Genomic DNA, 26132 nt, shown 5'->3' on the forward strand with positions numbered 1-26132 from the left:
GCGCGGGGGCTCTGGATGGTCAAAGTGGCGCGTTCGTGCGGTGCACCAAAAGCACCCGCGAGGAGTTTTCAATGATTGGTCTAGTACTTGTGACCCATGGGCGTCTTGCCGACGAGTTCAAGGCGGCGCTTGAGCATGTAATGGGTCCGCAAAAACAAATTGAAGCCGTCACGATCGGAGCCGAAGACGATTCCGATTTGTGTCGAAGTGACATCATTGAAGCCGTCAACCGGGTCGACAGCGGCGATGGCGTGGCAATCCTGACCGATATGTTTGGCGGCACGCCTTCCAATCTCGCGATCTCCTGCATGAGCCGTCCGAAAGTGGAAGTGCTCGCCGGCATCAATCTTCCCATGCTGGTCAAACTTGCGAAGGTGCGCGAAGAGCGGTCGCTTCCCGACGCCATCGCCATGGCGCAGGAAGCCGGCCGCAAATACGTCACCATTGCCAGTCGGGTCCTCGCCGGCAAATGAGCGACGACGCCCCGTCGCCTGAAAAAGAAGTCGGGGCAAGCGTGCCCCCAGGTGCGGTGTCCCGCGAACTTCCGATCATCAACAAACGCGGCCTGCATGCGCGCGCGTCGGCGAAATTCGTCCAGATGGTCGAGCGCTTCAAGGCCGAAGTCTGGGTCACGAAAGGCGGCGAGACTGTTGGCGGTACTTCCATCATGGGGCTCATGATGCTGTCGGCGGGTCCGGGTACGACCATCACCGTATCCGCGATCGGCCCCGATGCCGAAGCCGCCATCACCGCGATCACCGATCTCGTTGCCAGCAAGTTCAACGAAGAAAGCATGTGATCGCGGCATCAGCCCCGCGCCACACCCATCATCGCCCGACTTGATCGGGCGACCCCTATACGCTGGGGTCAATGATGAAGTTGACGAGGCCACACTGCCTGTTCGTATCGAGCACTGTGCATCACGGCGGCGTCTCTGGAATACCGGGTCGGAACTTGCCTGGCGGCGTGATGTAGACCTTCCAGCTGATCGCAGGACCGGGATGGCCGTGGAAGAAGCGCTGCGTGGTGATGGTGAGAGGCTCGGCATTGACGGCGTTCGCCGCCATCCAGGCCTCACACACCGGCAGCCGGCCATCGGAGGTATCGCAGATGCCGATGAACCCGAGCCGCTTCGCCTCCTCGAGCGAGGTCAGCCCCGACGACCAGAGCTCACCCGGCGTATACGGCGCAGGATGATCCGGACTGTAGAACGTCATCGGCTCGCCAATTTCCGTGGTGCCGGCGACCACACCCCATCTGGTTTGGAAACGCGCGTGCCAGGCTTGGGTCAGCTCGCGGGCAAGCTGGGAGCGCGCGCCGTAGCTTGACGCGCCATTGGGATTGTCGGCCATCTCGCGGACGGCGATGGTGGGCGAGGCGGCCAGGGCCGCGAGCGTGACGACAAGCCAGATCGCTGTGATGTGGAACAGCGCAATGCGTTGCATGCGCAGCCGGGGAAGCGCGACCAGCGCCAACGGCGTCAGGAAGAACAGCGAGATACCCCAATCAGTCTTCATGTAGACCGAGAAAATCAAGCCGCCGAGCGGAGGCCCGATCGCGACCACGATCTGGATGATCCAGATATTGAGCGCCTGCGAACGATTCACCGATCGATCCGCGCCAGCCGGCCCTGTCCGTGCAGACAGCGCCAGCGGTCGCCGCGCCAAGCTTACCCGCGACAGCGGTGCCCATGCCAGCGCCACCGCCGCCAGCACGACGGGCACGGCCAGCAGCGCCAGATTGTGGCCGATATAGCCGAGCACGAGTTGCAGGCTCTGGGTCCGGCTCGACAGGCCATAGACGTCGCCGGCATAGGTCACTGCGACGAAGTCTGTATCCTTCAACCACAAGAGATGCGGCATCATGGCCACGACCAGCGTGACGATGGCGACCCAAGGTGCCGGCGAGCGCAGGAACAATAACCGGTCCGGATGAAGCAGCGCCGCGATCCCGATGGCGCCGATCATGGTCAACACCCAATACTTCGTCATCAGCGCCAGCGCGCCGGCGAGCCCGAGCCACAGGCCGGCGCGCGCGCTGCGTTTTTCGAACGCATGCAGATAGGCCAGCACCAAGAGCGGCAGGGTCACGAGCTGCAGCAGATCGGGATTATATTTATAGCCCTTGAAATTGAAGATCGGGTAGAGCGCGAGCATCACCACGACGAAGAAGGCACGGCGGCGATCGACCACGCGCAGGCTGATCAGCCATGCGATCACGAGGCCACAGCCGAGTGTTGCCATCGCCAGCGCATAGGTGGCCCAGTCGGCGACCGGAAATATCCGAAACCAGAGACCTGCGATCCAGCCCGAAAGCGGCGGATGCTTGCCATAGCCGAGCTGGAATTTCTGGCCCCAGGCGAAGCCTTCCGCGACGTCCATATGGACGTCCTGGGCCGCCTTGAGATTGATCAGGATGAAGGTCCAGAGCACGGCATGGGCTAGGGCAAAGCCGATCACCAGCCACAGACCAGCCTTGCGATCGGACGCCGCCGCCGCGAGCCACGCCGCGATTCGCCGGACTATCGCAGAGGTGCGCGCGCGCGCTGTTGCGGGCAGGACCTGAACTGCAGTCATGGCCGACGGCGTAGCGCGTTTTGGCCAGAAGTGGAATCAGCTTGGCGTGAAGTCGTGGCGGTAAATGCCGCAATGTGGTTGCCGCACCGGGGCGCCAATGCTATCCCGCGCCGATGACATCCGGCCCTATTTCCAATATCCGCAACTTTGCCATTGTTGCGCATATCGACCATGGCAAATCGACGCTGGCCGACCGCCTGATCCAGACCACCGGCGGCCTTGCCGCGCGCGAGATGAAGGAACAGGTGCTCGATTCCATGGATATCGAGCGCGAGCGCGGCATCACCATCAAGGCGCAGACGGTACGGTTGACCTATCCGGCGAGGGACGGCAAGACCTACATTCTCAACCTGATCGACACCCCGGGCCACGTCGACTTCGCCTACGAGGTATCGCGCTCGCTGGCGGCCTGCGAGGGTTCGCTTCTGGTGGTCGATGCCAGCCAGGGCGTCGAGGCGCAGACGCTGGCCAACGTCTACCATGCGCTCGATGCCGGTCACGAGATCGTCCCCGTCCTCAACAAGATCGACCTGCCGGCGGCGGAACCGGACCAGGTCAAGCAGCAGATCGAGGACGTGATCGGCATCGACGCTTCCGACGCGGTCATGATCTCGGCAAAAACCGGTCTTGGCATCGACGAGGTGCTGGAAGCCATCGTGCACCGGCTGCCGCCGCCGACCGGCGACCGCGACGCCTCGCTGAAGGCGCTTCTGGTCGACAGCTGGTACGACGTCTATCTCGGCGTCGTGGTGCTGGTTCGGATCGTCGACGGCGTGCTGAAAAAGGGCCAGCGCATCCGCATGATGGGTACCAACGCCGCCTATGAGGTCGAGAGCGCCGGCTTCTTTACGCCGAAGATGCAGCAGATCGAAGAACTCGGCCCCGGCGAAATCGGCTTTATCACGGCCGCGATCAAGGAAGTGGCCGACACCAGGGTAGGCGACACCATCACCGATGACAAGAAGCCGGTCACCGAGATGCTGCCGGGTTTCAAGCCGGCCATCCCGGTGGTGTTCTGCGGGCTGTTTCCGGTGGACGCCGACGATTTTGAGACTTTGCGGGCGGCGATGGGCAAATTGCGCCTCAACGACGCCAGCTTCTCGTTCGAGATGGAAACCTCGGCCGCGCTCGGCTTCGGCTTCCGCTGCGGCTTCCTCGGGCTGTTGCATCTGGAAATCATTCAGGAGCGGCTGCAACGCGAGTTCGATCTCAACCTGATCGCGACCGCGCCGTCGGTGATCTACAAGATGCGCCTGACCGACGGCCAGGTGATCGAGATCCACAACCCGATCGACATGCCCGATGTTGTAAAAATCGCCGAGATCGAGGAGCCTTGGCTCGAGGCCACGATCCTGACCCCGGACGAATATCTCGGCAGCGTCCTGAAGCTCTGCCAGGACCGCCGCGGCTCGCAGAAGGAACTGACCTACGTCGGCAACCGCGCCATGGTGAAATACGAGCTGCCGCTCAATGAAGTGGTGTTCGATTTCTACGACCGGCTGAAATCGGTCTCCAAGGGCTACGCCTCGTTCGACTACCACCTCACCGACTACAAGCCGGCTGATCTGGTCAAGATGCAGATCCTGGTCAATAACGAGCCGGTCGATGCGCTCAGCATGCTGGTGCATCGCCAGCGCGCCGAAGGCCGCGGCCGCGCCATGGTCGAGAAGATGAAGGAACTGATCCCGCCGCACATGTTCCAGATCCCGATCCAGGCCGCGATCGGCGGCAAGGTGATCGCCCGCGAAACCGTGCGCGCGCTGCGCAAGGACGTGACGGCAAAGTGCTACGGCGGCGACATCACGCGCAAACGCAAGCTTCTGGAGAAGCAGAAGGAAGGCAAGAAGAAGATGCGGCAGTTCGGCAAGGTCGACATCCCGCAGGAGGCGTTTATCGCCGCGCTGAAGGTGGATAGCTGAGCTAGGGGAAAGCTAGGGGGCTTAGCGAAAACTTGACGGAAGGCCGCCCGGTTCTCAGCGAATCTCCGCCTTAGTCGGATTTGCCCATGAGCTTTCGTCGTTGCGCGCGGGCTTGCTCTAGTTCGGGAAACGGCCCGTAGCTCGGATCGTCACATTCAAAGATGCCCGGACTTCTTGCCTCAAGATGCTCGTATCCATTGCTCAATCGGGTAACTCGTATCACCGCGGGTATCGGCAACCCCAGGATGCTGTATCGGGCCGAAGCGCAATAGATTGTTAATGTCCGGCTCGATGTCGTAAAAATGGATGTATAAGTGTGCTCCATTGGTCCGGCTAACTTTGCATCGATAAGCTGCGCCCAAAAAATATTCCGATACGCGGGTTGTGCTTCGAGCATTTCAGCGATGGCTTGCCTTCGACGCTGGAGTAAAACGGGACTTGCGTCGAGCGTGCTCGCCGAGGAGGTCGTCGATCCGCCGGCAGTAGTCTGCGACGCGGCGGGACCGGCTTTCGGCGGCGAGCTCCCGTCGCTCGCCAGCGGCGCGCTTCCACCCGCGCCGGCGCAGCCGGCCAGCAGCAGGCAGGCCAGTGCCAGACCGCTCACTGAGCTTCTGCTCGTGGATTTGGCGAAGCCCGCAGGGGTGCGCGGCAAGGTCGGCGGCAGCGCCGCCTGAATTCGGTGAAACATGATCTACCCCCCAGCCCGGGGGCGCAGCGGCGGAGCTCGCGCTTTGCCCACAGGCTGGTCGACTAGCGGCTCTCGATCGAAGCTTCAATTCCAAACTGAATTTCTTTCGTAAATCGCACCGAGCAGGGGATTTCCGGCAACACGCCATTCCTACCTGTCGCCGGTGTCGGCTTTGCGGCTCCGTTGAATGTCCCGTCGTAACATGTTACGCTCCCGCATGGTCACCACCCCGAAAAAGGCAAAACCCCGCACTCCGAAGCAGCGCATGGCTTCGCGCCGCGAGCGGTTGCGCGCGCTGGGGCTGCGGCCGGTGCAGCATTGGGTGCCGGATTTGCGCGATCCCAAGGTGCTCGCGGAGATCCGGCGCGAGGTAGAGCTGATGGCGCAGCATCCGGAAAATGACGCGATCGATGACTGGATCGAGCAGGCCTATGATTGGGAATCGTGGAAATAGCCCGTGGTGATGTCGTGCTGATGGTCGTACCGAGAGATCTCGGGAGGCCGCGGCCGGGCATCGTTGTCCAAGGCGACATATTCAACCAGGGTCTTTCGACTATCTTCGTCTGTCCGGTCTCGTCGGACCTGCAGGAGGGCCTTTCGCTTCGGCCGCTGATCGAAGTTGCGCCGGAGAATGGGCTTCGCCTTCGCTCGCAAATCATGACAGATAAACTGGTCGCGCTGCGCCGTGACCGCATCCGGCGGGTGATTGGTCGCATCGACGGTGAAACATCCGAACAACTGGACCGCGCGCTGCTGCTGGTACTCGGCCTAGTGCGGTGACGGTGCCGCGGCATGCCATCTGCGGCTCCTCATCGTCCTCCCCCACCTTGATCCGCCGCCGCGGATGGACCACCATTGCGCTGTCGCCAAGCAGAACCCCAAACACGGCGAGGAAACGCATGAACAGGCTGCCAAGCATCGGACTGATCGAGCGCGCGCGGGCGCTTGCGCCCTTGATCGCTCGCGAGGCCGACGCGATCGAGCGGACCCGTCGGCTGACCGGGCCCGTGGTTTCCGCCCTGATCGAGAACGGGCTCTATCGCGCGCTGCTGCCGCGAAGTCTGGGCGGCGCCGAGGCGCCACCGCAAGTGTTCATGCAGATGCTGGAGGAAGTGGCAAAGTCCGACGCCTCGACAGCGTGGTGCCTTGGCCAATGTTCGGTCTGCGCCATGACGGCTGCCTACCTCGAGCCCGATGCGGCGGCCGAGATTTTCAATACCCCGCCCGGCATCCTGGCCTGGGGCGCGATCGCCCATGAAGTGCAGGCCGTTCCCGGCGGCTACCGCGCCAGCGCTCGCTGGGACTTCGCCAGCGGCTCGCGCCATGCGAGCTGGCTCGGCGCGCATGTTCGGATCATCGAACCCGACGGCGCCCCGCGGCGCAAGCGCGACGGTTCGCCGGAAGTGCGTACCATCCTGTTTCCGGTCGAGAGCGCCACGATGTACGACGTCTGGGACGTGATCGGCCTCAAGGGCACCGGCACCGACTCTTATTCGGTCGACAATCTGTTCATCCCGGAGAAATTTACGGCGCTGCGCGACGACCCGTCCGCGTTGCGTGAAACAGGTCTGCTCTACCGGTTCACCACCTTCACCATGTTCGGACTGGGCTTTGCCGCGATCGCGCTCGGCGTCGCGCGCGCCACGCTGGATGCCGCCATCGAGCTTTCGCGTGGCAAGGCTACCGCCGGTCTCAAGGCGATGCGCGAGAATCATGCCGTCCAGGGATTGATCGGTCGCACCGAAGGAAATTGGCGCGCGGCGCGGGCCTATCTCTATGGCGCGACCGCCGAAGCATGGAGCGACGTGACGCGCACCGGAAACCTCGGCGACGACCATCGCACCGCGCTCCGGCTGGCCGCGACCTGGACCATCCACCAGGCGGCGTCGGTGGTCGATACCGCTTATCATATGGCGGGTGCCACCGCCGTGTTCAGCGCCAACAACTTCGAACGCCGCTTCCGCGACATGCACGCCATCGCCCAGCAGATCCAGGCCCGCGACACCCACTATGAGGATGTCGGCCGGGCGATCCTTGCGAACACGCCCCCGGTGCACCGCCCAGGTGTGCCTGACGGACAGGCGTAGCGGCCGCACGCACATACCGCAGTCGTTAAGCATTTCATGGGAGACTTCGAAAGCCCCCACTCGCGGAAGCTCGGAATCCCCATGTTCAAACTGCGATCGATCGCGGCGCGCTTGATCCTCGCCACCTCGCTCACCGTCGTGGTGGCCTGCGGTGTGCTCGGGACCTTCTCGATCCTGCAGCAGCGCACGTTGACGCGCCTTGCGCTCGATCAGCAGATGAGACTGCAATATGACAGCGTCATCGCCGCGCTGGATTACGAGGGGCGCACCGCGCTCGCGGTCAGCGCCGTGATCGCCACGCTGCCTCCGGTCGCCGATGCCGTCGCCGCGGGCGATCGAAGCAAGCTTCTGGCGCTGCTGCAGCAACCGCTGGATGCATTGAAGGCGCAAGGCATCCCGCTGATCAGCTTCCACACCCCGCCGGCGGTCGCCTTCTTCCGGGTGCACGCGCCGAAAGTATTCGGCGAAGACATCTCCGCGCGCCGCGCCACCGTGGTGAAATCGAACGCGACCGGCAAGCCGATCGTCGGCGTCGAGCCCGGGCGTGAATCGCTCGGCATCTTCGCCATGACGCCGATCATGCGCGACGGCAAGAGCCTCGCCGTCGTCGATATCGGGGCGGAATTCGGCAAGGAATTCGTCGATCGCGTCAAACAGCGTTACGGCATCGAACTTGCCGTGCATTGGTTCGATGGCAAGGCCTTCAGGAAGCTTTCGTCCACCTTCGGCGACGCCATGGTCGCCACCCAGGACGAACTCAAGAGCGTGCTCGATGGCGCGCCGCTGCACCGTGACGCCACGTTCGAGGGCCATCCCGCGGCGCTCTATGTCGGGCCGATCAGGAATTACGAAGGCCAGCCGGTCGCCGTGATCGAAATCATCAAGGACACCAGGGAATACGAAGCGGCGGCGGCGGCGTCGCAGCACAATCTTATCCTGGCCACGCTGGCCATTCTCGCCGGCGCCGCGCTGCTGGCGTTCCTGCTCGGCCGCGGCATGTCGCGTCCGCTGCTGGCGATCACGGCGGTGATGAACCGCCTCTCCAGCGGCGATACCGGCGTGACGATCCCCGGCGGCGACCGCAAGGACGAGCTCGGTACCATGGCGGTGGCAGTGGACGTATTCCGCCGCAACATGATCGAGACCGGTTCGCTGCGCGAGGCCCAGGAGGCGGCCAAGCAGCAGGCCGAGACCGAGAAAAAGCTGCTGCAGCGACAGATGGCCGATCGCTTCGAAGCCGACATCAAGGGCGTCGTTGGTGCCGTCGGTCGGGCGACCAAGGACATGGAGCGGGTGGCCAATGAGATCACGTCCAGCGTCAGCGGTACGTCGGAGCGGGCCGCGGCCGCCGCGAGCGCTTCCGAAGAGGCCTCGGCCAGCGTCAGCACGGTTGCCGCCGCCACCGAGGAACTCGCCTCTTCCGTTACCGAAATCGGCCGCCAGGTCACCCATTCCAGCGGCGTGGCCGGCCAGGCCGTGGTCAAGGCCGCACAAACCACCGAAATGGTCGCAGGGCTCGCCTCGGCCAGTGAAAAAATCGGCGATGTGCTGCGCCTGATCGGTGCGATCGCCAGCCAGACCAATCTGTTGGCGCTGAATGCGACGATCGAGGCGGCGCGGGCCGGCGAAGCCGGCAGGGGCTTTGCGGTGGTCGCCGCCGAAGTCAAGCAACTCGCCAGTCAGACCGCCCGGGCAACCGAAGAGATCGCCGGACAGGTCAGCGCGATCCAATCCGCCACCGGCATGTGTGTGGAGTCGATCGGAGGTATCGGCGACACGATCAAGGAGATCAGCGGCATCGCCGCGGCGATCGCGGCCGCCGTCGAACAGCAGGATACGGCAACCCGCGAGATTGCGCGAAGCGTTCAGCAGGCCGCTGCCGGCACCAGTGATGTCTCGGCCAACATCGCGGGCGCGAGCCAGGCCGCCGAGAGATCCCGCGCACTGGCTGCCAACGTGTTGGGCGCGGCCGGCGAACTCAGCCAGCACGCCACTGCCCTGTTCCAAAGCGTCGATAGCTTCCTTGCTGGCCTGCGCAACGCGGCCTAACCCAACCCTAGCGGCCCGCGCGAGGTCACGGAACTCCGGCGCGCCGCCGCGCGTTGCGAGGTCTGACGACCGCAGCAAGCGAGGGAGACGATCATGCCGCGCGGCGATAAATCGAGCTACAGCGACAAGCAGAAACGCCAGGCCGAACATATCGAGCAAGGCTACGAGCAACGCGGGGTCGCCGGCAAGGAAGCCGAGCGGCGCGCCTGGGCGACGGTGAACAAGGAAACCGGCGGCGGCAATAAAAGCGGCTCCGGACGCGGCGTCCCCGATACCCATACATCCTCCGAGCGCGGCGGCAGGATTGGCGGGCCGCGTGGCGGCCAGGCATCCGCCAACCGTCCGGCCGCGGCGCGATCGCGCTCCGCGAAGAAGACCGCCGCAACGCGCAAGCGAAAGGCGACGGCAAGCACGGGAGCGCGCAAAGCCGCGCGCAAGAAATAGCTCTTGAAATCCCCTTCCGCCGGTCCGGCATTCGCGGGGCTCGCGATTTGCACCTGATATTTCAGGGCCTTTGTCACATCGACTGATCGGTAACGCGGGTCAACGCCGTCGCCACAATCCTGTTAAACGCCGTGACGGGCGCCGAGCTTGCACAGGGAATGCGCGACTTTTTACTTCCGCACGAATTTTCAACAATGATCGGCAGGGTTAGCGAACGCTTAAGACCGCGTCCATTGCAGACCATGATCCGATCGAACTGGATCATGGTCCGCATCTCTCTGATGGAGCATGATCTCCGCGCAAACGCGTTCCGCGTTTGGCGGGCGATGATCCTTCAACGGAGTGGCGCGATATCAAGCGATTGCGACTGGCGGGCTTATTCGCAGGCCTGATTCCGTGCTAGGTTGACCGCATTCTCGAGTGAACCGATGCACCTCCGCCCGATTGTCTTCCTGCTGCTGTCAGCCGTGATCGTCAGTGCCACCGGCGCGCTGGCGCAGGACAAGGGCAGCGTCGATCCCAAGCCGCTGCCGCCGCTGGCCAATCCCAACGATCCCAAGCTGGGCGCCAAGGAGTTGTTCGCCCGCAAGCTGTTGCCGGCGGCAATGCCGACGCGGGTGATCGGCTCTTATATCAAAGGCTGCATCGCCGGCGCGGCGCCGATGCCGATCAATGGCGACACCTGGCAGGTGATGCGGCTGTCGCGCAATCGCAATTGGGGACATCCGGACCTGGTCGCGCTCTTGAAGCGGTTGTCGATCAAGGCGCACAAGGACGCGGACTGGCCGGGGATACTGGTCGGCGACATGGGGCAGCCGCGCGGCGGCCCCGCTCTCAGCGGCCACGCCAGCCATCAAATCGGCCTCGATGCCGATGTCTGGCTGACGCCGATGCCCGATCATCGCTTGTCGCGCGAGGAGCGCGAAGAAATGTCCGCGGTCATGATGGTGCGCCCCGACCGCCTCGACGTCGATCCGAAGGTTTTTACGCCGGGTCATGTCTTGGTTCTGCGGGACGCCGCGCAAGAGCCGAGCGTACAGCGCATCTTCGTCAACCCCGCGATCAAGAAGGCGCTGTGCCGAGAAGCCAAGGGCGACCGCAGCTGGCTTGCCAAGATTCGCCCGTGGTACGGCCACGACTATCACTTTCACATCCGCATGGCATGCCCGCCCGGCAACAGCGAATGCCAGGGCCAGCCGCCGCAGACGGGTGGAGAAGGTTGCAGCGCCGCCGATCTGGCGTACTGGTTCAAGGATTCGGTGCTTCATCCGCCACCGCCGACCACGCCGCCGAAACCTCGGCCGCCGATGACGCTGGCGCAATTGCCGGCCGCCTGCCGCCAGGTCCTGGCCGCGCCGGACGCCAAGCCATAGCCGCGCCGCGAGGTCCGGTTGCAACTCGAAATGAAAATGCGCTAGTGTCGGACATGCTGCGCGCCGTAAGCGCGCTGCATTCCGGGACGGCGGTCCAGCTCATCAAAACAAACCAACCTGCGCGTGCGTGGCGATGCCGCGCGCGGCTCAATTTTGCAAGGACCCTCATGCGCATCAGTGCACGCAACCAGATCAGGGGCACCGTCGTCGAGGTCAAGAAGGGCGCGACCACCTCGCATGTCCGCGTCGATATCGGTAACGGCCAGATCATGACCTCCGCGATCACCAACGAGGCGGTCGATGATCTCGGCATCAAGGCCCACGGCGCCGTCACCGTGGTGATAAAGGCCTCCGACGTCATGATCGCGGTGGATTGAGCATGCGCGCGCCTCTGCTCATCGCGTTGATATGATCGACAAAGGGACACTTTTACCCCGGCGATCAGCCTGCTATTGTTTTCGTTGCGATATCCTGATCGACCGCAAGTCGGCCGGGATCAACGGAACGGCGCTTCCGCCTGTCGCATCGCACTTTTCACCAACGCCTGATTCGCGCGCGCGGAATGCGCCTCCGCGAGCACGCAAGGGAGCGCCGCTATGGTCCGTCTGGCCCGGGTTTTCGCCGTTTTCGCCGTCCTCTGCGGCCTGTCCTTTTCGCCTGCCGCAGCCGCAGACGACAGCCTGGTTGTGTTCGCCGCGGCGTCGATGAAGAACGCGCTCGACGACGTCGACGCCGCCTATTCCGCCAAAACCGGGGTCAAGGTCGTGGCCAGCTATGCCGCAAGTTCGACTTTGGCAAAGCAGATCGAACAGGGCGCACCGGCGGATATTTTCCTGTCCGCCGACACCGACTGGATGGACTATGCCACAGCCAAAAAGAACATCGACCCGCCGACCCGGGTCAATCTGCTTGGCAACAGCATCGTCCTGATCGCGCCCAAGGACTCCCTGATCGACGATGTCGCGATCGCCGGGGGATTCGACCTCGCAAAACTCGCCGGCGACGGCAAGATTGCCACCGGCGACGTCAAAGCGGTTCCGGTCGGCAAATACGCCAAGGCGGCGCTGGAGAAACTAGGCGCCTGGCAGGCGGCGGAGCCGAAATTCGCGATGGCGGAAAGCGTGCGCGCCGCGCTGGCGCTGGTGGCGCGCAACGAAGCCGTGCTCGGCATCGTCTACTCGACCGACGCCAAGGTCGAAGCCGGCGTCAAGATCGTCGGTACCTTTCCGTCCGATTCGCATCCGCCGATCATCTATCCCGTCGCGGCGACGGCGACGGCGAAGCCGGCGACTGCCGATTATCTCGCGTTCCTGCGAACGTCAGCCGCCAAGACCATCTTCGAGAAATATGGTTTCAAGTTTCTAGTCAGCCCGACGACTTAAAGCGTGTTCGACATTTCCCCGACGGAATGGACAGCGATCGAGCTTTCGCTGCGGGTCGCCACGGTTGCGACGCTGGTGGGAACGCCGATCGGGATCGCCGTCGCTTGGCTTTTGGCGCGGCGCGATTTCTGGGGCAAATCGGTGCTGGATGCGGTCATTCACCTGCCGCTGGTGCTGCCGCCGGTTGTTACCGGCTATCTGCTGCTGCTGACGTTCGGCCGGCGCGGCCTGGTCGGTGCCTGGCTCGCGGACCATCTCGGCGTCGTGTTCGCCTTCCGCTGGACCGGGGCGGCGCTGGCCTGCGGCGTGATGTCGTTTCCGCTTCTGGTGCGTCCGATCCGGTTATCGCTCGAGGCGGTGGACCGCAGGCTGGAACAGGCGGCGGAAACGCTGGGCGCCGAGCCCTGGCGCGTGTTTACGACCATCACCCTGCCGCTGGCGATGCCCGGCGTGCTGGCCGGGATGGTGCTCGGCTTCGCCAAGGCGATCGGCGAATTCGGCGCCACCATTACCTTCGTGTCGAATATCCCGGGCGAGACCCAGACCATTTCCTCGGCGATCTATTCGCTGATCCAGACGCCGGACGGCGACACCGCGGCGTTGCGGCTGGTGGTTGTCTCCATTGTCATGGCCATGGCGGCGCTGGTGGGCTCCGAATGGTTCGCGCGGCGCGCCGCCAAGCGTCTGCACGGCCATTGATCATGCTGCGTGTCGACGTCGCAAAACAGCTCGGCGAACTCGGAATCGAAGCCGCCTTCGCCAGCGCAGGCCGGGTCACCGGCCTGTTCGGCGCCTCCGGCGCCGGCAAGACGTCCTTGATCAATATGATCGCGGGATTGCTGCGGCCGGATCGCGGCATCATCGCCATCGGCGACGAGGTGCTCGACGATACGGTGGCGCGCGTGCACGTTCCGGCGCATCGGCGCCGGATCGGCTATGTGTTCCAGGATATGCGGCTGTTTCCCCATCTCGATGTGCGGCAAAACCTCGACTATGGGCGGCGCATGAACCGCCTCGCCGACGATCCCGCGCAGCGCGCGCGGGTCACCGATCTGCTAGATATCGGCCATTTGCTGGATCGCCGTCCGGGCCGGCTCTCCGGCGGCGAACGCCAGCGCGTGGCGCTCGGACGCGCGCTTCTGGCGCAACCGAGATTGCTGTTGCTGGATGAGCCCTTGGGATCGCTGGACGAAGAACGCAAGGTGGAAATCCTGCCCTATCTGAAGCGGCTGCGCGACGAAGCCTTGATCCCCATGGTCTATGTCAGCCACGACGCCGGTGAAATGCGCCAATTGGCGACCCAGGTGGCCGTGCTGCGGCGCGGTCGCGTGATCGCGTTCGGAGGAGCGGAGGTGTTGGCGCCGGCCTGATAGCCCGCAGGGCGCATTGGAGCCGAAGCCGTCACGCGCCATCGCGGCGATTCATGACGACGGATCACGATCCGGCCTGCGAGCGCTGATTTGCGCGCGCGACGCAGTGCCATTCCGAGAAGGCGTACCGATCCGGCGCCGTCAGGCGGCTCTGTTGCCGCGCGCGATCTCTTTTTGCTTGTCGAATTCGCTTCGGCGCCGCGCCAGTTCTTCCGGGCTGATCTGGGATATGTTGTTGTAGTCGAGCTTCCAGGAGGCATCCTCACTCCAGCGCAGCGGCGACTGCATCGTGGTGCGCGCGCCGGAGGCATGCTCCAGCAAGCCCAGCGCCAGTTCGAGTGTCAGCGCCTGCGACGGGATATCATGCGGCTTGCCGGCAGAATTACCCAACGGGAAGTCGCTGAACAGGAAGCGCGGCACGGCCGCGTGCTCAACAATGTCCTTGGCGCATCCCATCACCACTGTGGAAATGCCCCGGGCTTCGAGGTGGCGGGCAACCAGGGCGGCAGTCTGGTGGCAAACCGGGCAGTTCGGTACCAGCACGGCGACATCGACCTGGTCGGCGAGGCAGCGGGCAAGGATTTCCGGGGCGTCGAAGTCGATAGTTACGCGGTGGCTGCGATTGGTCGGCGCGCCGAAAAAGCGCGGCGCGACCTCGCCGATCCGCCCCTTCGCTGCAGCCTTCAGGAGCTGAGGCAGGGGAAACCAGGTGCCGCTGTCGGTCGCGGTGGTATGCTTGCGGTCGTAGCCGATATGCGAGATGCGCAAATCGTGCGGCTCGGACGTGCCGCCGTCATAGACCTTGTAGAACTTGGCACCCCCGTTATACGCGGCACCGGGCCCTTGATCGCCTTTCGCCGGATCATAAGGGGCGGCGGTGGTGATGATCGTCGCGCGCGATTGCGCGAGGGGCTTTTTCAGCGGCTGGAACGGCGCCTCGACATAGTGCGCCCAGCGATAGGGCGTGGTGTAGCCGATCGCGGTGTAGTAGTCGCGGGTCCGCTGCATATAGGGGACCGGGGAATCGCAGTCAGGCGCAAAGCCAAGTTGGTCATCAAGCGAGCCCGGCATGATGCTGTCTCTCCTGCGTTTCCACCGCGCGTCATCAATCGACCTTCGGCCAGACTAACCATAGTCCGTTCAATCCTCAACAGTGGACATGCCGCGCTGGATCAGCGCTAGATCCCCGCCACCTGCGACCACAGCTCCGACAGCTTGCGCCTGAACGCCGCCATCCGCGTTGGCGGGGTTTTCGCTTCCTCCTCTTCGGGCAGGCGGAGGCCGACCACATTGACCCGGCCGCCGGATATGCTGCGCGCCACCAGCACGATGGAGTCGAGTTCGAGCGTAGCGCCTTCCTTGGGCGCATGATCGAGATGGACGTCGAAATAATCGGCCAGGGTCAGTTTTGCCTGCTCTTCACCCACCGCCACGCCGTAGATCTCGGCAAGTTCGCCAAGCGTATGTTCGCCGGAGACCACGAAATCACCGAGCAGATGCGGGTCGGGCGCCGAGCTCGGCGGCATGTCGACAAAGAAGCGGTCCAGCGCTTCGGCCTTTTCCGGCGGCGCCAGCAGATAGATGTAGTCGCCGGGGGCGATCGGATCGGCTTCCGCCGGCGAAAGGATGCGCTGGTCGCGTATCACCAGCGTCGGCTTCGACCAGGATGGAACGAGACCGCGCCGGAAATACAGGCTCTTCGGGCGAACCGGATAGCCGACCAGTTGCAGTTCGAGCTGGCCGGGCAGATCGAGTTCGACCCGGCGTGGCCCGCGATCGGTCCGCGGCAGCGCCACGTGCAGCCGCCGCGCCGCCGCGGCCAGGGTCCAGCCCTGCAGCAACAGCGAAATGATGACGACGACGAAGGCGACATCGAAATAGAGATAGGCCTTGGATAGCCCGACCAGCATAGGGATCGAGGCCAGAAAGATCGCCACCGCGCCGCGCAGGCCGGTCCAGGCCATGAAGACCTTTTCCCGCCAGCTGAACCGGAACGGCGCCAGGCAGAGGAACACCGCGACCGGCCGCGCCACCAGCATCAGCACCAGCGCCACGATCACGGCCGGAACCATGCTGCTGGAAAGCCGCAGCGGCGATACCAGCAGACCGAGCAGCACGAACATCACGATCTGCGCCAGCCAGGTCGCGGCGTCGAGAAAGGTCACCACCGAATTATGCGCACGCGTCGGCCGGTTGCCGACGATGATGCCGGCGAGATAGACCGCGAGAAAGCCAGAGGCGTGCGCGATCTGCGCCGCGCCGAAAATCACCAGCGCGGCGGTGGTGACGAATGGCGCGTGCAGGCCCTGCGGCAGCGCCACGCGGTTGAGCGCCAGCACCACCAGGCGCCCGCCAACCACGCCGATGATGGCGCCGAGCACGGCCTCACGGAGGAACTCCATCGCCACATGGAAGGCCGAGCTTTGGCCGGCCGAGATCAGTTCCACCAGCATCAGCGTCAGAAACACTGCGAACGGATCATTGGTGCCGGATTCGACCTCCAGCGTGGCGCCGACGCGCGGACGCAGGCGCAGGCCTTGCGCATGCACCAGAAGGAACACCGCCGCGGCGTCGGTCGACGCCACCACCGCGCCGATCAGAAGCGCCTCGGTCCAGTTCAGGTCGAGCACATATTTGGCGACCGGCGCGGTGATCAGCGCCGTCAGCAGCACGCCGATGGTCGCCAGCGCCATCGAGGGCGCCAGCACGGCGCGGATGCTCTGAAAGCGCGTACGCAGGCCGCCGTCGAACAGGATCAGCGCCAGCGCCACCGATCCCACCAGATAGGTGGTACGTACGTCATCGAACCGCAGCCGGCCCGGGCCGGAATCGCCGGCTAACATGCCGATCAGGAGAAATACCAGCAGCAACGGCGCGCCAAAGCGCAGCGCCAAAAGGCTCGACAGAATGCCGGCCATCACCAGAACCGCGCCGAGAAGAATGGCTATGCTGACCTGGTCGAGGGAAGCCATGAACCTTCGCAAATCAATGCCAGAACGTGCGGTTGCATCCTTATCGTCGCCACAGTTCGACGCCAACCCATTTCTGCCGCGAGCGGCAATGTGCCCCGATTTATCGGCCTCGAACGGTGGTGCGGACGCTGCCGTTATCGGAATTTAAGGAATATTTGAAAAAGGTTTGCGAAAGCGCCGATTTGCCTCGAAATGAGATATTGAAGATGGATCTGAACGACATCATCGATTTCCTGCAGACCGCAGAGCGTTCGGTCGGCGCCGGGGTCGCCTCACCCTGGTTCTATCTGCAGCTGGGGCTGATCCTGGCCGGGGGCGGGATCGCATTCGGCATCGGCGCGGCGGTTCGTTCGCGGATCGACCTCACCTCGGTCGCCATGGGCTGGCCGGCCCCGCTCCGGCTGTTGATGCGCGTTTTGGTCGGCAGCGTCGCGACAGCGGTGTTCGCGGTACTGATGATGCTGGTCCGCGCCGCGATGGTGGCGTCGACCTGGCCCAGCCGCAGCTATCTCTTGGCGGTAGCCCTCAAGCTCGCCGTCGCCTGGCTGATCGTCGGGCTCGTTACCTCGGTCATTCGCAACACGTTCATCGTCCGCGTGGTGGCGCTGTCGGCGTGGCTGGTGGCGGCGTTGAGCATTCTGGGCCAGCTTGATCCGGCGATCGAGGCGCTCGACTCGGTCTCGATCGTGCTCGGGGGATTGCGGCTGACGCCGCTATTGCTGATCAAGTTCGGCGCGCTGCTGATCCTGGCGCTGTGGCTGACCAATATCGCCTCCAATTTCGCGGAAAGCCGGATCACACGATCAAGCGATCTGACCCCCTCGATCCAGGTGCTGCTGGTCAAGATGATACGGACCGGCCTGATGATCGTAGCCGTCGCGGCCGCCATGAGCGCGGTCGGCATCGATCTCTCGGCGCTGGCGATCTTCTCGGGCGCGGCCGGCGTCGGCATCGGCTTCGGCCTGCAGAAAATCGTCGCCAATTTCATCAGCGGCATCATCCTGCTGGCGGATAAATCGGTGAAGCCGGGCGACCTCGTCACCGTCGGCGACAGCTCGGGGCGGATCAGCGCGATGAAGACCCGCTATATTTCCGTCGCCGCCGGCGACGGCCGCGAATTCCTGATCCCGAACGAGGATCTGGTGACGCAGAAGGTCATCAACTGGACCTATAGCGACACCAACACGCTGGTAAAGATCAATTTCGGCACCAGTTACGACAGCGATCCGCGGCTGGTCTGCAAGCTGGCGGCCGACGTGGCGTCCGCGGCACCCCGCGCCATCAAGAACAAGCCGCCGAACTGCATCCTGGTGGAATTCACCGACGCCGGCATGAAGTTTTCGCTGACCTTCTGGCTCGCCGATCCCGACGGCATGGACAATGTCAAGAGCGAAGTGATGCTGTCGCTGTGGGAAGCCTTCAAGCGCGAGGGGATCCGCATGCCTTATCCGGTGCGCGAAATCCGGGTCCGCGGCGGCGCGCTACCGGTCGAGACGGCAGGGGAAGTATCGAACGGATGAACCGGCGCGCGGCCCGGCGCCGGGTTGTTACTGGCGCCCCCCAGCTTGCGCTAACAGCCGCGATCGTTAAATTAGGGCGTCAGTCACCCTTCTTCCCGAAAGACGCGATCGGCCCATGAGCTATATCGAAGCAACAGATACCTCCTTGCGCAAAACCGGGCAGATCAAGCTGCACGGTCCGAGCGGCTTCGCCGGCATGCGCAAGGCCGGCGCGCTGGTAGCCAAGTGCCTCGATGAACTGACCGATATCGTCAAGCCGGGCGTGCCGACTTCGCGGATCGACGACTTTGTCCGCGAATTCGCCTTCAGCCATGGCGCCTACCCCGCGACCCTGATGTATCGCGGCTATCGCTATTCGACCTGCACCTCGATCAACCACGTGGTCTGCCACGGCATGCCCGGCGATCGGGGCCTGAAGGAAGGCGACATCGTCAATATCGACGTCACCTTCATCGTCGAGGGCTGGTACGGCGATTCCAGCCGGATGTATGCGATCGGTCCGATTGCCCGCAAGGCCGAGCGGCTGATCGAGGTGACCTATGAAGCCATGATGCGTGGCATCGCCGCGGTGAAGCCCGGCGCCACCACCGGCGACATCGGGCATGCCATCCAGAGTTTTGTCGAGCCGCAGGGCATGAGCGTGGTGCGCGACTTCTGCGGGCACGGCCTCGGCCGCATGTTCCACGACGAGCCCAACATCATTCATGTCGGCCGTCCCGGCGAGGGCGTGGTGCTGAAGCCCGGCATGTTCTTCACCATCGAGCCGATGATCAATCTCGGCAAGCCGCATGTGAAGATCCTGTCCGACGGCTGGACCGCGGTGACCCGCGACCGCTCGCTGTCGGCGCAATTCGAGCATTCGGTCGGCGTCACTGCCTCAGGCGTCGAAATCTTCACGCTGTCGCAGCGCCACGCCGAGAAGCCGCCGGGCGTGGCCTGACTGCTGTGGTGCCGGATCCCGCAGCAGATGCCCGGTTGCGCCCGGCCCGCAATCCGGCACGCTCGCCGTCCGAACCGGGCGCGCGGCCCAGCCTGTCCAGATAAATTTTTCGTATGTGAACCAGTTCACACGCCCGGCGCACGGTGGGTGATTAGTCTGGGTTTGTTCCATGCGCGGTCTGCAGGAAGCCGACCCGACCAAAATGGATTGCAAATGTCGAAGTAATTCCCACGATATTGGCCATAGGAAATTGCGCCATGGGCGTTCCGCATATTTTCTTGAGCTACGCAGCGGAGGATGCATCGTGGAAACGAAATTTCGCGTTCAAGGAATGGTTCGGAGATCTCCTCGGTCCTGTTGAGTTTGTCGACTATAAAATGGGAGAGGAACTTCCATTTGGTCCGATCGACGAGTGGCTCAGCAACCGGGTCCGCGAGGCGACGGTGTTCATAGCATTCGTCTCGAAAGACTACATCGATAAGAACTATCCCATCAAGGAATGGTGGGCGGCATTGTCGGAAACGAGCCGGCAGCGCTTCATCTTCGTTCCCTTGATGCTTGACGGGTCTGCCAAATCCTGGTGGAGGCAATTGAAAGAAGGGGGCTCCCTGCGTGACCTTGGGGACGACTACGCCTACAGCGATTTCACGGATGGGAACGGACGGCCTGCGCTGATCGTAACGGAAATCGGGCTTGCGGTTGATGCGATCACCCGTCGAATAGGCGAACTGGCGCGATTGATACGCGAGCATATCGATGAATTGACCGACCGGTCCGCTGCAACGGCCCACACGGATTTGACCTCCACTCCGGCGGAACCGAAAGAGGCGCCGGCGGCGGAAGCCGACGGCCAGTTGTCTGCCGGGTCATGTCCCGTGATTGTTCTCGGGCATCCCAGCGCCAATCCAAGCGCGGAATTGACGGCGAAGACGAGGGAGCTGGCGAGCGCGCTGGCGGCGAACGATGTTCCCTTTGTCCAGTGGGGTGACCAGTGGCGAGCCAGGCGCTGCAGCGGCCCTTCGCGCACTCAGCAGCCGTACTTGTTTATCCAGCCCGCCGGCCCGGGCGACGCCGGCGACTTGGCGGAAGAACGCTCGCGACTAAGTCAGTGGCTGCAGCGCTGCTTGCGCTCCAGGTCCACGGAAAGCGCCCTGAACCTGTTGGGACAGCAGCAGGTACTTTGGCTTCCGGAAGGCCTGAGCGATGAAACCTTCGAAAAGATCATGAAAGCTGCCCCTGAAGACACAAATCTCGTCCTGCGGTCCGATAGTCCGCTGGCCCTTGCGAATTGGATTCGCGGAAAGCGTATCGGCAATGCTCCACAGAACGTGCCGGTTCTCACCCTGGAAGAGGTCGATGTTAACGATGCAGGAAAGTTGCGCGAGGCACTACATTCGAGCTTCCATAAGATCGTAGGAGAGCTGGTCCAGCCGGCACCCGAACTTTGGACGTTTGATTGCGACTTGCTGGTCCGACAAATTGAACAAATGGAAGCAGACCACGCTATCGTTGCGGTGCACGACCTCAATACCGGTGTTGCGCGCGGTCAGCGCGAGGCGCGAAATCAACTGGAGCAAAAGCTCGGCACGATTTCGAGCGAAGTGGACCGCGCCGTGCGGGCCGCCGGGCGGAAGGACCTGAAGCTATTCTGGACCGCGCTGTTGGTGCAAAAAGCCGAACAACTCCCCTGGGTCAAATATCCAGCTCCAAGCCAATTCGAAAATTGGTGCCTATTGCCATATACGAATTCGCCTGCGACCGAAAGCGGCGCAGACATTGTTTCTCCCAAGCAGGGACCCTTGAAGATTTTCCGGACCTATTTGCGCGATTGGGTCAACGAGATAAACGCATGAGCTAGACCATGGACTATGAGACCGCGATGAGGCCGACGCCGCGGCAGCGGTTCCAAGCCATGTTGGAAGCCTACCAGCAGGGCCAATCATTGCCGTCGCGGAGCGGGCGGACGGCGGGCTCGCCGGAGGATGAGGATGCCTACCGCGGTCCCACCATTCCATATCCTGGTTTGCGCAGCTTCAGCCCCAAGGAGGGCGGAGTTTTTTTCGGGCGCGAGCGAAGCGTCAATGATATACGCGATCGTCTTGCCAAGATGCATGTTGCCGTCGTGCTCGGCGCTTCCGGCTCCGGGAAATCATCGGTGGTTCGCGCGGGGTTGATGCCGCGGCTAAACAGCACCAAGGGGATTCGAGGTCGCCCCGGAAATTGGTACGCGGCAGAATTTCGTCCTCGACTGCAGCCGATGCGGCAAATGATTGGCGCACTGGCCGATCTGGTATCCGTGGAATTCTCGCGGTATGGTTCGGAACCCTCCCTCTCTGGCCCGCCCGACCCGACATCCGCCCTGCAGGCGCTGCACGCGGCGTACGCAGCAGACCCGGGGCTGCAGCCGGCTTCGCAGGAGCATCAGCGTGAAACCCGCGCCGGCGCTCTCTGCCAGGCTCTTTTCAGCTTTGTGGATTCGGAGCTCGATCGGTTGGATCGGAATGCCACGCGAGGCCTCCGCGCCGGCCGCCCGAATTTACTCCTGGTGGTCGATCAATTCGAAGAGGTGTTTCGGCCGGAGGTCATGAGAGATCCCGCCTCCGGTGGTGGCGAGTTCCTCGACCTCTTGCTTTCAGCCTTCGGGCGCCTCGAGAAGGAGCGGGAGTTGAAGGCCGACGCCCGAAGCGGCCTCTTCATCGTCATCACGATGCGGAGTGAAGAACTTCACCGCTGCACCGAATATCCATCGCTGCGGACCACCTTCGGAGATGATACGGCGCGCCGAAGCCTGGCGGATATGGTGAACAGCAGCGCATACCTGCTTGACCTGCTCGATCCTGAGCAGGATCGACAGGATTTACGCGAAGCAATCATTCGGCCAGCCCGCCAAATCTTCGCCGATTGGGGATTGCCGTTGCAGCCGGACAACCCGGACTCCCCTTTTGCCGAGGGAGTTCCAGATTGGCTGCTCGAGGGAGCGCAGCGGCTGACGCTGGAGCTGGAACATCGGCCGGACGAGCTGCCCCTGCTTCAGCACGCGCTGCAAACGATCTGGCACAACGCCCTCAATGATTGGATGCAGAGCGGGGAGAACCAGAATTTCGTGATCCGCCGCGGCAATCTTCCCGGCCGACCGACGGCGGAATTGGGCATTGCAGAGGACGCACCTGATCTGGCTGCGGTTCTTGATCGCCAGGCAGATCTGACGGCGAGCAAGGCCGCGGCGCGATTGGAAAGTGCACTGGCCGGTCAATCCGGCAGCAGCAGCAGCAGCAGCAGCAGCAGCAGCAGCAGCAGCAGCAAGAAGGCGGAAGCTGGCTCAGAAATAACCGGCTCTCGCGGCGTTGCCGCGATCCGCGCGGCCTTTCGGTCACTTGCACAACACGACGATCGCGGCAACTGGGCGCGCCGTATTGCGGACATTCACCAAATCACGGCCTTTACGCTTGCAGATCCGCTGACGAATGCGGTCCCGCCGACAGCTATGCACGAGGCTCTCAGTGCGGCCCTGAACGTCTTTGTGAGCCGGGGCTATCTCTGCGTAAAGGAAGGTCAGTACGATATCAGCCACGAAGCGCTGATCCGTAACTGGAAACAATACCAGGATTGGCTGCGCCAGCCCCACGAGGTGTCTCAAACCCTGGCCAGGACCGTGACCGATTTGGACCCCGCGCTGCTTGAGGGTGAGTCCGAGGAGGTCGAGCAGCAATTGGTATTCAACTTTCCCGCTACGGTCCGCGAAAGGCTGTCTGCGGTCCTGAAATCTCCGACCCTTCCGGAAGAATGGGCGCTGGATCAGATTGTGCCTCTGCTCAAGCGCCCCACGATTGTCATGCGGTGGAGCTACGTCAAGCCGTCATTTTCCCGGGCTGGCTCCGACGATGATAGGCAATTCGGCAAGGCTATTCTTCAGCAGATTCGCAAGTTCGTCGATCGGTCCGCGAATGTGCTGATCCGCGCCGACGAGAAGCGGCATCGAATTCAATCGCAGCAGCGAAAATTGAAAGCATGGGCCCTTGGCGGGATAGGCGTCGCCATATTTGGAATCCTTGTCGCCACCGGCATTTACTTTATCCAGGATTATGCTGCTACCAAACGAGCCGCTGTCAACCAGCTGATCACATTTGCCCAGCGCGATCCGAGCCCTGGTTTTCGATTACGCATTCTACTCCTGCTTGAGGCGCTACGACAGTCCGAAGGGATCGAGGGGATATTCATACAACCAAGTCGTGCAGAAGACGCGTTGCGTGAGACGTTGGCCCGGTCGCCCAGCTTCGGCGGGATGTACAAAGCTGTCGGACTGAAATCCGATGGCGGCACTTTGGCGTTGCTCGATAAAGACAGGCTGACCGTACACGATCTGTCGGGCAAGCAGGCCGACATTACGATAGGCATCGCCTGGTCCAATCGCGACAGCTCGAGTTCAGGTGGCGGATATGTTTCATCATTCTTTGAACCTGACGTTGCCGGCTTTATTCGACACCCCGAATTCGGGGAAATTCCGGCGGTTTACCACGACGGAATCGTGCAGATTGCGATCGATGGAAAGGGGCGCGAGTTCAATTTGCGGAAATTGCTCCCACCGGAGTTCGGATCTGCCACTTTTCGTCTCGTTGAACTGACAGGTTCAGTGCGTTTTACGATCAATACTCCACGCTTTGATGGCGGCCCACCTCGATTTGAGACGCGCGTATTCGAACTCGGTATCGCGAGCGAGGGGGAGGATCTTCAGTTTAAACCCATCACGCAGAATTCGCTTGTTCATTCTGGACTTCGTTTCGCTCCGACAATTGCGGCGGGTTGTGGCCTGTACGCCTATCTGGAGAGTTCCCCGGTACAGCCGACCCAAAAGCTTGTAGCCGGTGCATTGGGGACAAATGACGAACCCGCCAGAATTGATCTCGGTACGCCACTGGTTCGAGACGAGGTTCCGGGAAACAATTTCATTCAAGCTATCGGTTTCTCCTCCGATTGCGGAGGCATAGCCGTTCGAACCGCTCCCGGAGTCGTTGCCTCGATTCCGATCCAACGTGACGATAGCGGCATGCATTTCGGACAGATGCTACCTTCGACCAATTTGACCTCCGAGGGCATCGATTTCGCCAAGGGCATCGTTTTTCCGCTTTTCCCGCGTAACAGGCCGCTGCTGGCGGCCGCTCGCATGGAACAGAACCAAACGCGCTTTGCCTGGCTTATCCCCGGCGGCATTGCAGTGGTTGGGTCTGGTTCGGCAGTTCAGGATGCCTGGACTTCGAAGCTGCCCCTGCTCACCGGGCTTGAGAACGCAGTGAGATTGCAGTTCAGCGATGGTGGGAGGACGTTAATGGCCGTGCAACAAAGTTGGGGAAGCGGTTTTCTGGCCAATGTCAGAAGTTGGAATTTGGATCCCGATCGATTGCAAGTGCTGCTGCCCTTGACGCGGAAGGAATTGGTCGAGCAAGCGTGTCGGGTAGCCCGGTGGGAAGCGGGCGACGCGAAATTTACCAGCGACGAAGAGCGTGCGTATGGCAGCGGGCGCCAGCCCTGCGAGGGACATTAAAGGTCGTCATCCCCCGCGAAAGCGGGGGACCCAGTACCGCGGCTCCCGCGGACCAGGCGTCGCTGAATCAATCCGCGCCCGTTGCACGACGGGCGAGTTGGCGCGCGTCGTAGTTCTCGCCGATCGACATGGCACAGATGCGCGAGAGGTGTTGGTAGGGAAGATCGGTCTGGTTGGCCCAAGCATTGAATTGCGCCTGCACCTTGGCGAGGTCGGTCCTCGACTTGACCTCCTCGGCGATGTCGAGGCCGGAATCGCGCAAGCAGGCGACGACATCCTTCGACGTGACAAAACCATCCCAGCCAAGGAAGCGCAACAGCATCTGGCCGGTATTGCCACCGAGCCGGCTGCCGCGTTTGGCAAGCAGGTCCAATAATCCGATCTCGTCAGAGGACGGCCATTTCGCCAGGAACCGGCCGAAGCTGCCGTGTTCTCGAGCGATCTCCTGCACGAAGCGGGCGTTGTCGCGCACCGACATGATTTTTGCGCCATTGCGCACGATGCGCGTATCGCTTGCCAGCGCTTCCCAGAATTCGTCCGGCTTGAATGCCAGCGCGGCCGGCTCGAAGCCGAGGAAAGCCTGCTCAAAGCCGGGCCATTTCGCCTCGATCACGCTCCAGGCAAAGCCCGCGCAGAACACGCGCCTCGCCATCTCGGCGAGGACGCGGTCATCACCAATTCCGATCAGGGAATTCGCGTCCGGAACAGGTGGCAGAAGCTTTTTCAGCGCGCTCGCCCCTCCCTTGCGTTTCTCGGCGCGGGCACGGATGTCCTTGAACGAAGTCACGCGGCGAAGACCTTTCTTTGCTTTGGCAGAAACCGGCCGCCTGCCTTGATCTTAGCGCCGAGGTGGCTGCGATGACAATCTGGGCCGAGTTCGAAGGTTGGCGTCGGCGTGCCAGCCGGCCGGCCGAAATCGATCCCGTATTGCGCTTCGCTCCGGCACGGCTACCATGGCAGCCAATCAAAACCGTCGCCGGAGCAACCATGAACTCGCTCGCCAGCAAGCAAGGCCCGCGTTACCGGCACAGCGCCGACGCCACCGGGCCCTATGAGACCATCGGCGTCGAGAAACTGACGCCGATCATCGGCGCCGAGATCACGGGCGTCTATCTATCCAGTCTGCTCTCGGAGCGAGCGCGCTCGAACCGCCAGATCGACGAGATCCACCGCGCGCTCGCCGAGAACCTCGTGATCTTCTTCCGCGGCCAGCCGCTCACCCCGCAGCAGCACCTCGCCTTCGGCCGCAAGTTCGGCGAGTTGCACATTCACC

At 62.9% G+C, this 26132-nt stretch carries 24 protein-coding genes; 18 read left to right on the forward strand and 6 right to left on the reverse strand.

Features of this window, described 5'->3' with window-relative positions; genetic code table 11:
• Positions 1-71 precede the first annotated feature (71 nt).
• Positions 72-473 carry a PTS sugar transporter subunit IIA gene (locus ABSG20_RS00595; protein WP_024509305.1) on the forward strand — a complete coding sequence of 134 codons (402 nt, stop codon included), beginning with the start codon at positions 72-74 and terminating at the stop codon, positions 471-473.
• Entirely contained in the window at positions 470-799 is a 330-nt protein-coding gene (locus tag ABSG20_RS00600; RefSeq protein WP_423862525.1) for an HPr family phosphocarrier protein, read from the forward strand. Before ABSG20_RS00595 ends, ABSG20_RS00600 begins: the two co-directional genes overlap by 4 nt.
• A gap of 121 nt (positions 800-920) precedes the next feature.
• On the opposite strand, the gene ABSG20_RS00605 is transcribed toward ABSG20_RS00600, so the two are convergent.
• Positions 921-2576 carry a glycosyltransferase family 39 protein gene (locus tag ABSG20_RS00605; RefSeq protein ID WP_423862526.1) on the reverse strand — a complete coding sequence of 552 codons (1656 nt, stop codon included), beginning with the start codon at positions 2574-2576 and terminating at the stop codon, positions 921-923.
• 113 nt (positions 2577-2689) lie between these two features.
• On the opposite strand from ABSG20_RS00605, the gene lepA reads away from it, so the two are divergent.
• Positions 2690-4495: a translation elongation factor 4 gene (gene lepA, locus ABSG20_RS00610; RefSeq protein ID WP_423862527.1), complete on the forward strand. Its 1806-nt coding sequence runs from the start codon at positions 2690-2692 to the stop codon at positions 4493-4495.
• Positions 4496-4565: 70 nt separating this feature from the next.
• Here the strand turns inward: lepA and ABSG20_RS00615 are convergent, their stop codons facing one another.
• Positions 4566-5183 carry a hypothetical protein gene (locus ABSG20_RS00615; RefSeq protein WP_423862528.1) on the reverse strand — a complete coding sequence of 206 codons (618 nt, stop codon included), beginning with the start codon at positions 5181-5183 and terminating at the stop codon, positions 4566-4568.
• 265 nt (positions 5184-5448) lie between these two features.
• Here ABSG20_RS00615 and ABSG20_RS00620 point away from each other — a divergent pair, with 265 nt between their 5' ends.
• From ABSG20_RS00620 to ABSG20_RS00640, 5 genes are all read left to right on the forward strand, one after another.
• Complete coding sequence (locus tag ABSG20_RS00620; protein WP_423862529.1) at positions 5449-5637, forward strand: antitoxin MazE family protein; 189 nt, start codon at positions 5449-5451, stop codon at positions 5635-5637.
• Complete coding sequence (locus tag ABSG20_RS00625) at positions 5628-5963, forward strand: type II toxin-antitoxin system PemK/MazF family toxin (RefSeq protein WP_423862530.1); 336 nt, start codon at positions 5628-5630, stop codon at positions 5961-5963. The genes ABSG20_RS00620 and ABSG20_RS00625 overlap by 10 nt, the downstream gene beginning before the upstream one ends.
• A 119-nt stretch (positions 5964-6082) precedes the next feature.
• On the forward strand, positions 6083-7270 hold the full coding sequence (locus tag ABSG20_RS00630; protein ID WP_423862531.1) for an acyl-CoA dehydrogenase family protein: 1188 nt from the start codon (positions 6083-6085) through the stop codon (positions 7268-7270).
• An 81-nt stretch (positions 7271-7351) separates the two neighbouring features.
• Complete coding sequence (locus ABSG20_RS00635; RefSeq protein WP_423862532.1) at positions 7352-9319, forward strand: methyl-accepting chemotaxis protein; 1968 nt, start codon at positions 7352-7354, stop codon at positions 9317-9319.
• A 93-nt stretch (positions 9320-9412) separates the two neighbouring features.
• Entirely contained in the window at positions 9413-9763 is a 351-nt protein-coding gene (locus ABSG20_RS00640; protein WP_423862533.1) for a plasmid stabilization protein, read from the forward strand.
• Positions 9764-9836: 73 nt separating this feature from the next.
• Here ABSG20_RS00640 and ABSG20_RS00645 read toward each other — a convergent pair whose 3' ends face one another.
• On the reverse strand, positions 9837-10028 hold the full coding sequence (locus ABSG20_RS00645) for a hypothetical protein (protein ID WP_423862534.1): 192 nt from the start codon (positions 10026-10028) through the stop codon (positions 9837-9839).
• Positions 10029-10191: 163 nt separating this feature from the next.
• Here ABSG20_RS00645 and mepA point away from each other — a divergent pair, with 163 nt between their 5' ends.
• The 5 genes from mepA (at position 10192) to modC (ending at position 13888) form a co-directional block, all read left to right on the forward strand.
• Positions 10192-11136, forward strand: coding sequence for a penicillin-insensitive murein endopeptidase (gene mepA / locus ABSG20_RS00650; protein ID WP_423862535.1), 945 nt, complete (start codon positions 10192-10194; stop codon positions 11134-11136).
• A gap of 167 nt (positions 11137-11303) precedes the next feature.
• Positions 11304-11513 carry a TOBE domain-containing protein gene (locus ABSG20_RS00655; RefSeq protein WP_423862536.1) on the forward strand — a complete coding sequence of 70 codons (210 nt, stop codon included), beginning with the start codon at positions 11304-11306 and terminating at the stop codon, positions 11511-11513.
• 219 nt (positions 11514-11732) lie between these two features.
• Positions 11733-12518, forward strand: coding sequence for a molybdate ABC transporter substrate-binding protein (modA, locus tag ABSG20_RS00660; RefSeq protein ID WP_423862537.1), 786 nt, complete (start codon positions 11733-11735; stop codon positions 12516-12518).
• A gap of 3 nt (positions 12519-12521) precedes the next feature.
• A complete protein-coding gene (modB, locus tag ABSG20_RS00665; RefSeq protein ID WP_423862538.1) occupies positions 12522-13217 on the forward strand; it encodes a molybdate ABC transporter permease subunit in 696 nt (231 codons plus the stop codon).
• A 2-nt stretch (positions 13218-13219) separates the two neighbouring features.
• Positions 13220-13888, forward strand: a complete 669-nt coding sequence (modC, locus tag ABSG20_RS00670) for a molybdenum ABC transporter ATP-binding protein (RefSeq protein WP_423862539.1) — start codon at positions 13220-13222, stop codon at positions 13886-13888.
• A gap of 141 nt (positions 13889-14029) precedes the next feature.
• On the opposite strand, the gene ABSG20_RS00675 is transcribed toward modC, so the two are convergent.
• Positions 14030-14959 carry a glycine reductase gene (locus ABSG20_RS00675; protein ID WP_423862540.1) on the reverse strand — a complete coding sequence of 310 codons (930 nt, stop codon included), beginning with the start codon at positions 14957-14959 and terminating at the stop codon, positions 14030-14032.
• Between the two features lie 107 nt (positions 14960-15066).
• Positions 15067-16860 (reverse strand): potassium/proton antiporter, encoded by a 1794-nt coding sequence (locus ABSG20_RS00680; protein ID WP_423862541.1) that lies wholly within the window; start codon positions 16858-16860, stop codon positions 15067-15069.
• A 206-nt stretch (positions 16861-17066) separates the two neighbouring features.
• Here ABSG20_RS00680 and ABSG20_RS00685 point away from each other — a divergent pair, with 206 nt between their 5' ends.
• The 4 genes from ABSG20_RS00685 (at position 17067) to ABSG20_RS00700 (ending at position 24859) form a co-directional block, all read left to right on the forward strand.
• On the forward strand, positions 17067-18380 hold the full coding sequence (locus ABSG20_RS00685; RefSeq protein WP_423862542.1) for a mechanosensitive ion channel family protein: 1314 nt from the start codon (positions 17067-17069) through the stop codon (positions 18378-18380).
• A gap of 115 nt (positions 18381-18495) precedes the next feature.
• Entirely contained in the window at positions 18496-19320 is an 825-nt protein-coding gene (gene map / locus ABSG20_RS00690; RefSeq protein ID WP_423862543.1) for a type I methionyl aminopeptidase, read from the forward strand.
• A gap of 257 nt (positions 19321-19577) precedes the next feature.
• Entirely contained in the window at positions 19578-21173 is a 1596-nt protein-coding gene (locus ABSG20_RS00695; protein ID WP_423862544.1) for a toll/interleukin-1 receptor domain-containing protein, read from the forward strand.
• 8 nt (positions 21174-21181) lie between these two features.
• Positions 21182-24859: an ATP-binding protein gene (locus ABSG20_RS00700; protein WP_423862545.1), complete on the forward strand. Its 3678-nt coding sequence runs from the start codon at positions 21182-21184 to the stop codon at positions 24857-24859.
• 67 nt (positions 24860-24926) lie between these two features.
• Here the strand turns inward: ABSG20_RS00700 and ABSG20_RS00705 are convergent, their stop codons facing one another.
• Entirely contained in the window at positions 24927-25646 is a 720-nt protein-coding gene (locus ABSG20_RS00705; RefSeq protein WP_423862546.1) for a DNA-3-methyladenine glycosylase I, read from the reverse strand.
• A 200-nt stretch (positions 25647-25846) separates the two neighbouring features.
• On the opposite strand from ABSG20_RS00705, the gene ABSG20_RS00710 reads away from it, so the two are divergent.
• Positions 25847-26132 (forward strand): TauD/TfdA dioxygenase family protein (locus ABSG20_RS00710; protein WP_423862547.1); only part of this gene is annotated, 286 nt, incomplete at its 3' end.

The organism is Bradyrhizobium sp. (assembly GCF_049512235.1).
In the GTDB taxonomy this organism is placed as follows: Bacteria; Pseudomonadota; Alphaproteobacteria; order Rhizobiales; family Xanthobacteraceae; genus Bradyrhizobium.

What these genes read in the sequence shown, in the direction of transcription:
- mepA (WP_423862535.1), top strand. Translation starts at nt 10,192, where the DNA reads ATGCACCTCCGCCCGATTGTCTTCCTGCTGCTGTCAGCCGTGATCGTC.
- ABSG20_RS00675 (WP_423862540.1), bottom strand. Translation starts at nt 14,959, where the DNA reads ATGCCGGGCTCGCTTGATGACCAACTTGGCTTTGCGCCTGACTGCGAT.
- ABSG20_RS00630 (WP_423862531.1), top strand. Translation starts at nt 6,083, where the DNA reads ATGAACAGGCTGCCAAGCATCGGACTGATCGAGCGCGCGCGGGCGCTT.
- ABSG20_RS00605 (WP_423862526.1), bottom strand. Translation starts at nt 2,576, where the DNA reads ATGACTGCAGTTCAGGTCCTGCCCGCAACAGCGCGCGCGCGCACCTCT.
- ABSG20_RS00635 (WP_423862532.1), top strand. Translation starts at nt 7,352, where the DNA reads ATGTTCAAACTGCGATCGATCGCGGCGCGCTTGATCCTCGCCACCTCG.
- ABSG20_RS00595 (WP_024509305.1), top strand. Translation starts at nt 72, where the DNA reads ATGATTGGTCTAGTACTTGTGACCCATGGGCGTCTTGCCGACGAGTTC.
- ABSG20_RS00615 (WP_423862528.1), bottom strand. Translation starts at nt 5,183, where the DNA reads ATGTTTCACCGAATTCAGGCGGCGCTGCCGCCGACCTTGCCGCGCACC.
- ABSG20_RS00685 (WP_423862542.1), top strand. Translation starts at nt 17,067, where the DNA reads ATGGATCTGAACGACATCATCGATTTCCTGCAGACCGCAGAGCGTTCG.
- modA (WP_423862537.1), top strand. Translation starts at nt 11,733, where the DNA reads ATGGTCCGTCTGGCCCGGGTTTTCGCCGTTTTCGCCGTCCTCTGCGGC.
- map (WP_423862543.1), top strand. Translation starts at nt 18,496, where the DNA reads ATGAGCTATATCGAAGCAACAGATACCTCCTTGCGCAAAACCGGGCAG.
- ABSG20_RS00655 (WP_423862536.1), top strand. Translation starts at nt 11,304, where the DNA reads ATGCGCATCAGTGCACGCAACCAGATCAGGGGCACCGTCGTCGAGGTC.
- ABSG20_RS00600 (WP_423862525.1), top strand. Translation starts at nt 470, where the DNA reads ATGAGCGACGACGCCCCGTCGCCTGAAAAAGAAGTCGGGGCAAGCGTG.
- lepA (WP_423862527.1), top strand. Translation starts at nt 2,690, where the DNA reads ATGACATCCGGCCCTATTTCCAATATCCGCAACTTTGCCATTGTTGCG.
- modC (WP_423862539.1), top strand. Translation starts at nt 13,220, where the DNA reads ATGCTGCGTGTCGACGTCGCAAAACAGCTCGGCGAACTCGGAATCGAA.
- ABSG20_RS00640 (WP_423862533.1), top strand. Translation starts at nt 9,413, where the DNA reads ATGCCGCGCGGCGATAAATCGAGCTACAGCGACAAGCAGAAACGCCAG.
- ABSG20_RS00620 (WP_423862529.1), top strand. Translation starts at nt 5,449, where the DNA reads ATGGCTTCGCGCCGCGAGCGGTTGCGCGCGCTGGGGCTGCGGCCGGTG.
- ABSG20_RS00700 (WP_423862545.1), top strand. Translation starts at nt 21,182, where the DNA reads ATGGACTATGAGACCGCGATGAGGCCGACGCCGCGGCAGCGGTTCCAA.
- ABSG20_RS00695 (WP_423862544.1), top strand. Translation starts at nt 19,578, where the DNA reads ATGGGCGTTCCGCATATTTTCTTGAGCTACGCAGCGGAGGATGCATCG.
- ABSG20_RS00645 (WP_423862534.1), bottom strand. Translation starts at nt 10,028, where the DNA reads ATGATCCAGTTCGATCGGATCATGGTCTGCAATGGACGCGGTCTTAAG.
- ABSG20_RS00680 (WP_423862541.1), bottom strand. Translation starts at nt 16,860, where the DNA reads ATGGCTTCCCTCGACCAGGTCAGCATAGCCATTCTTCTCGGCGCGGTT.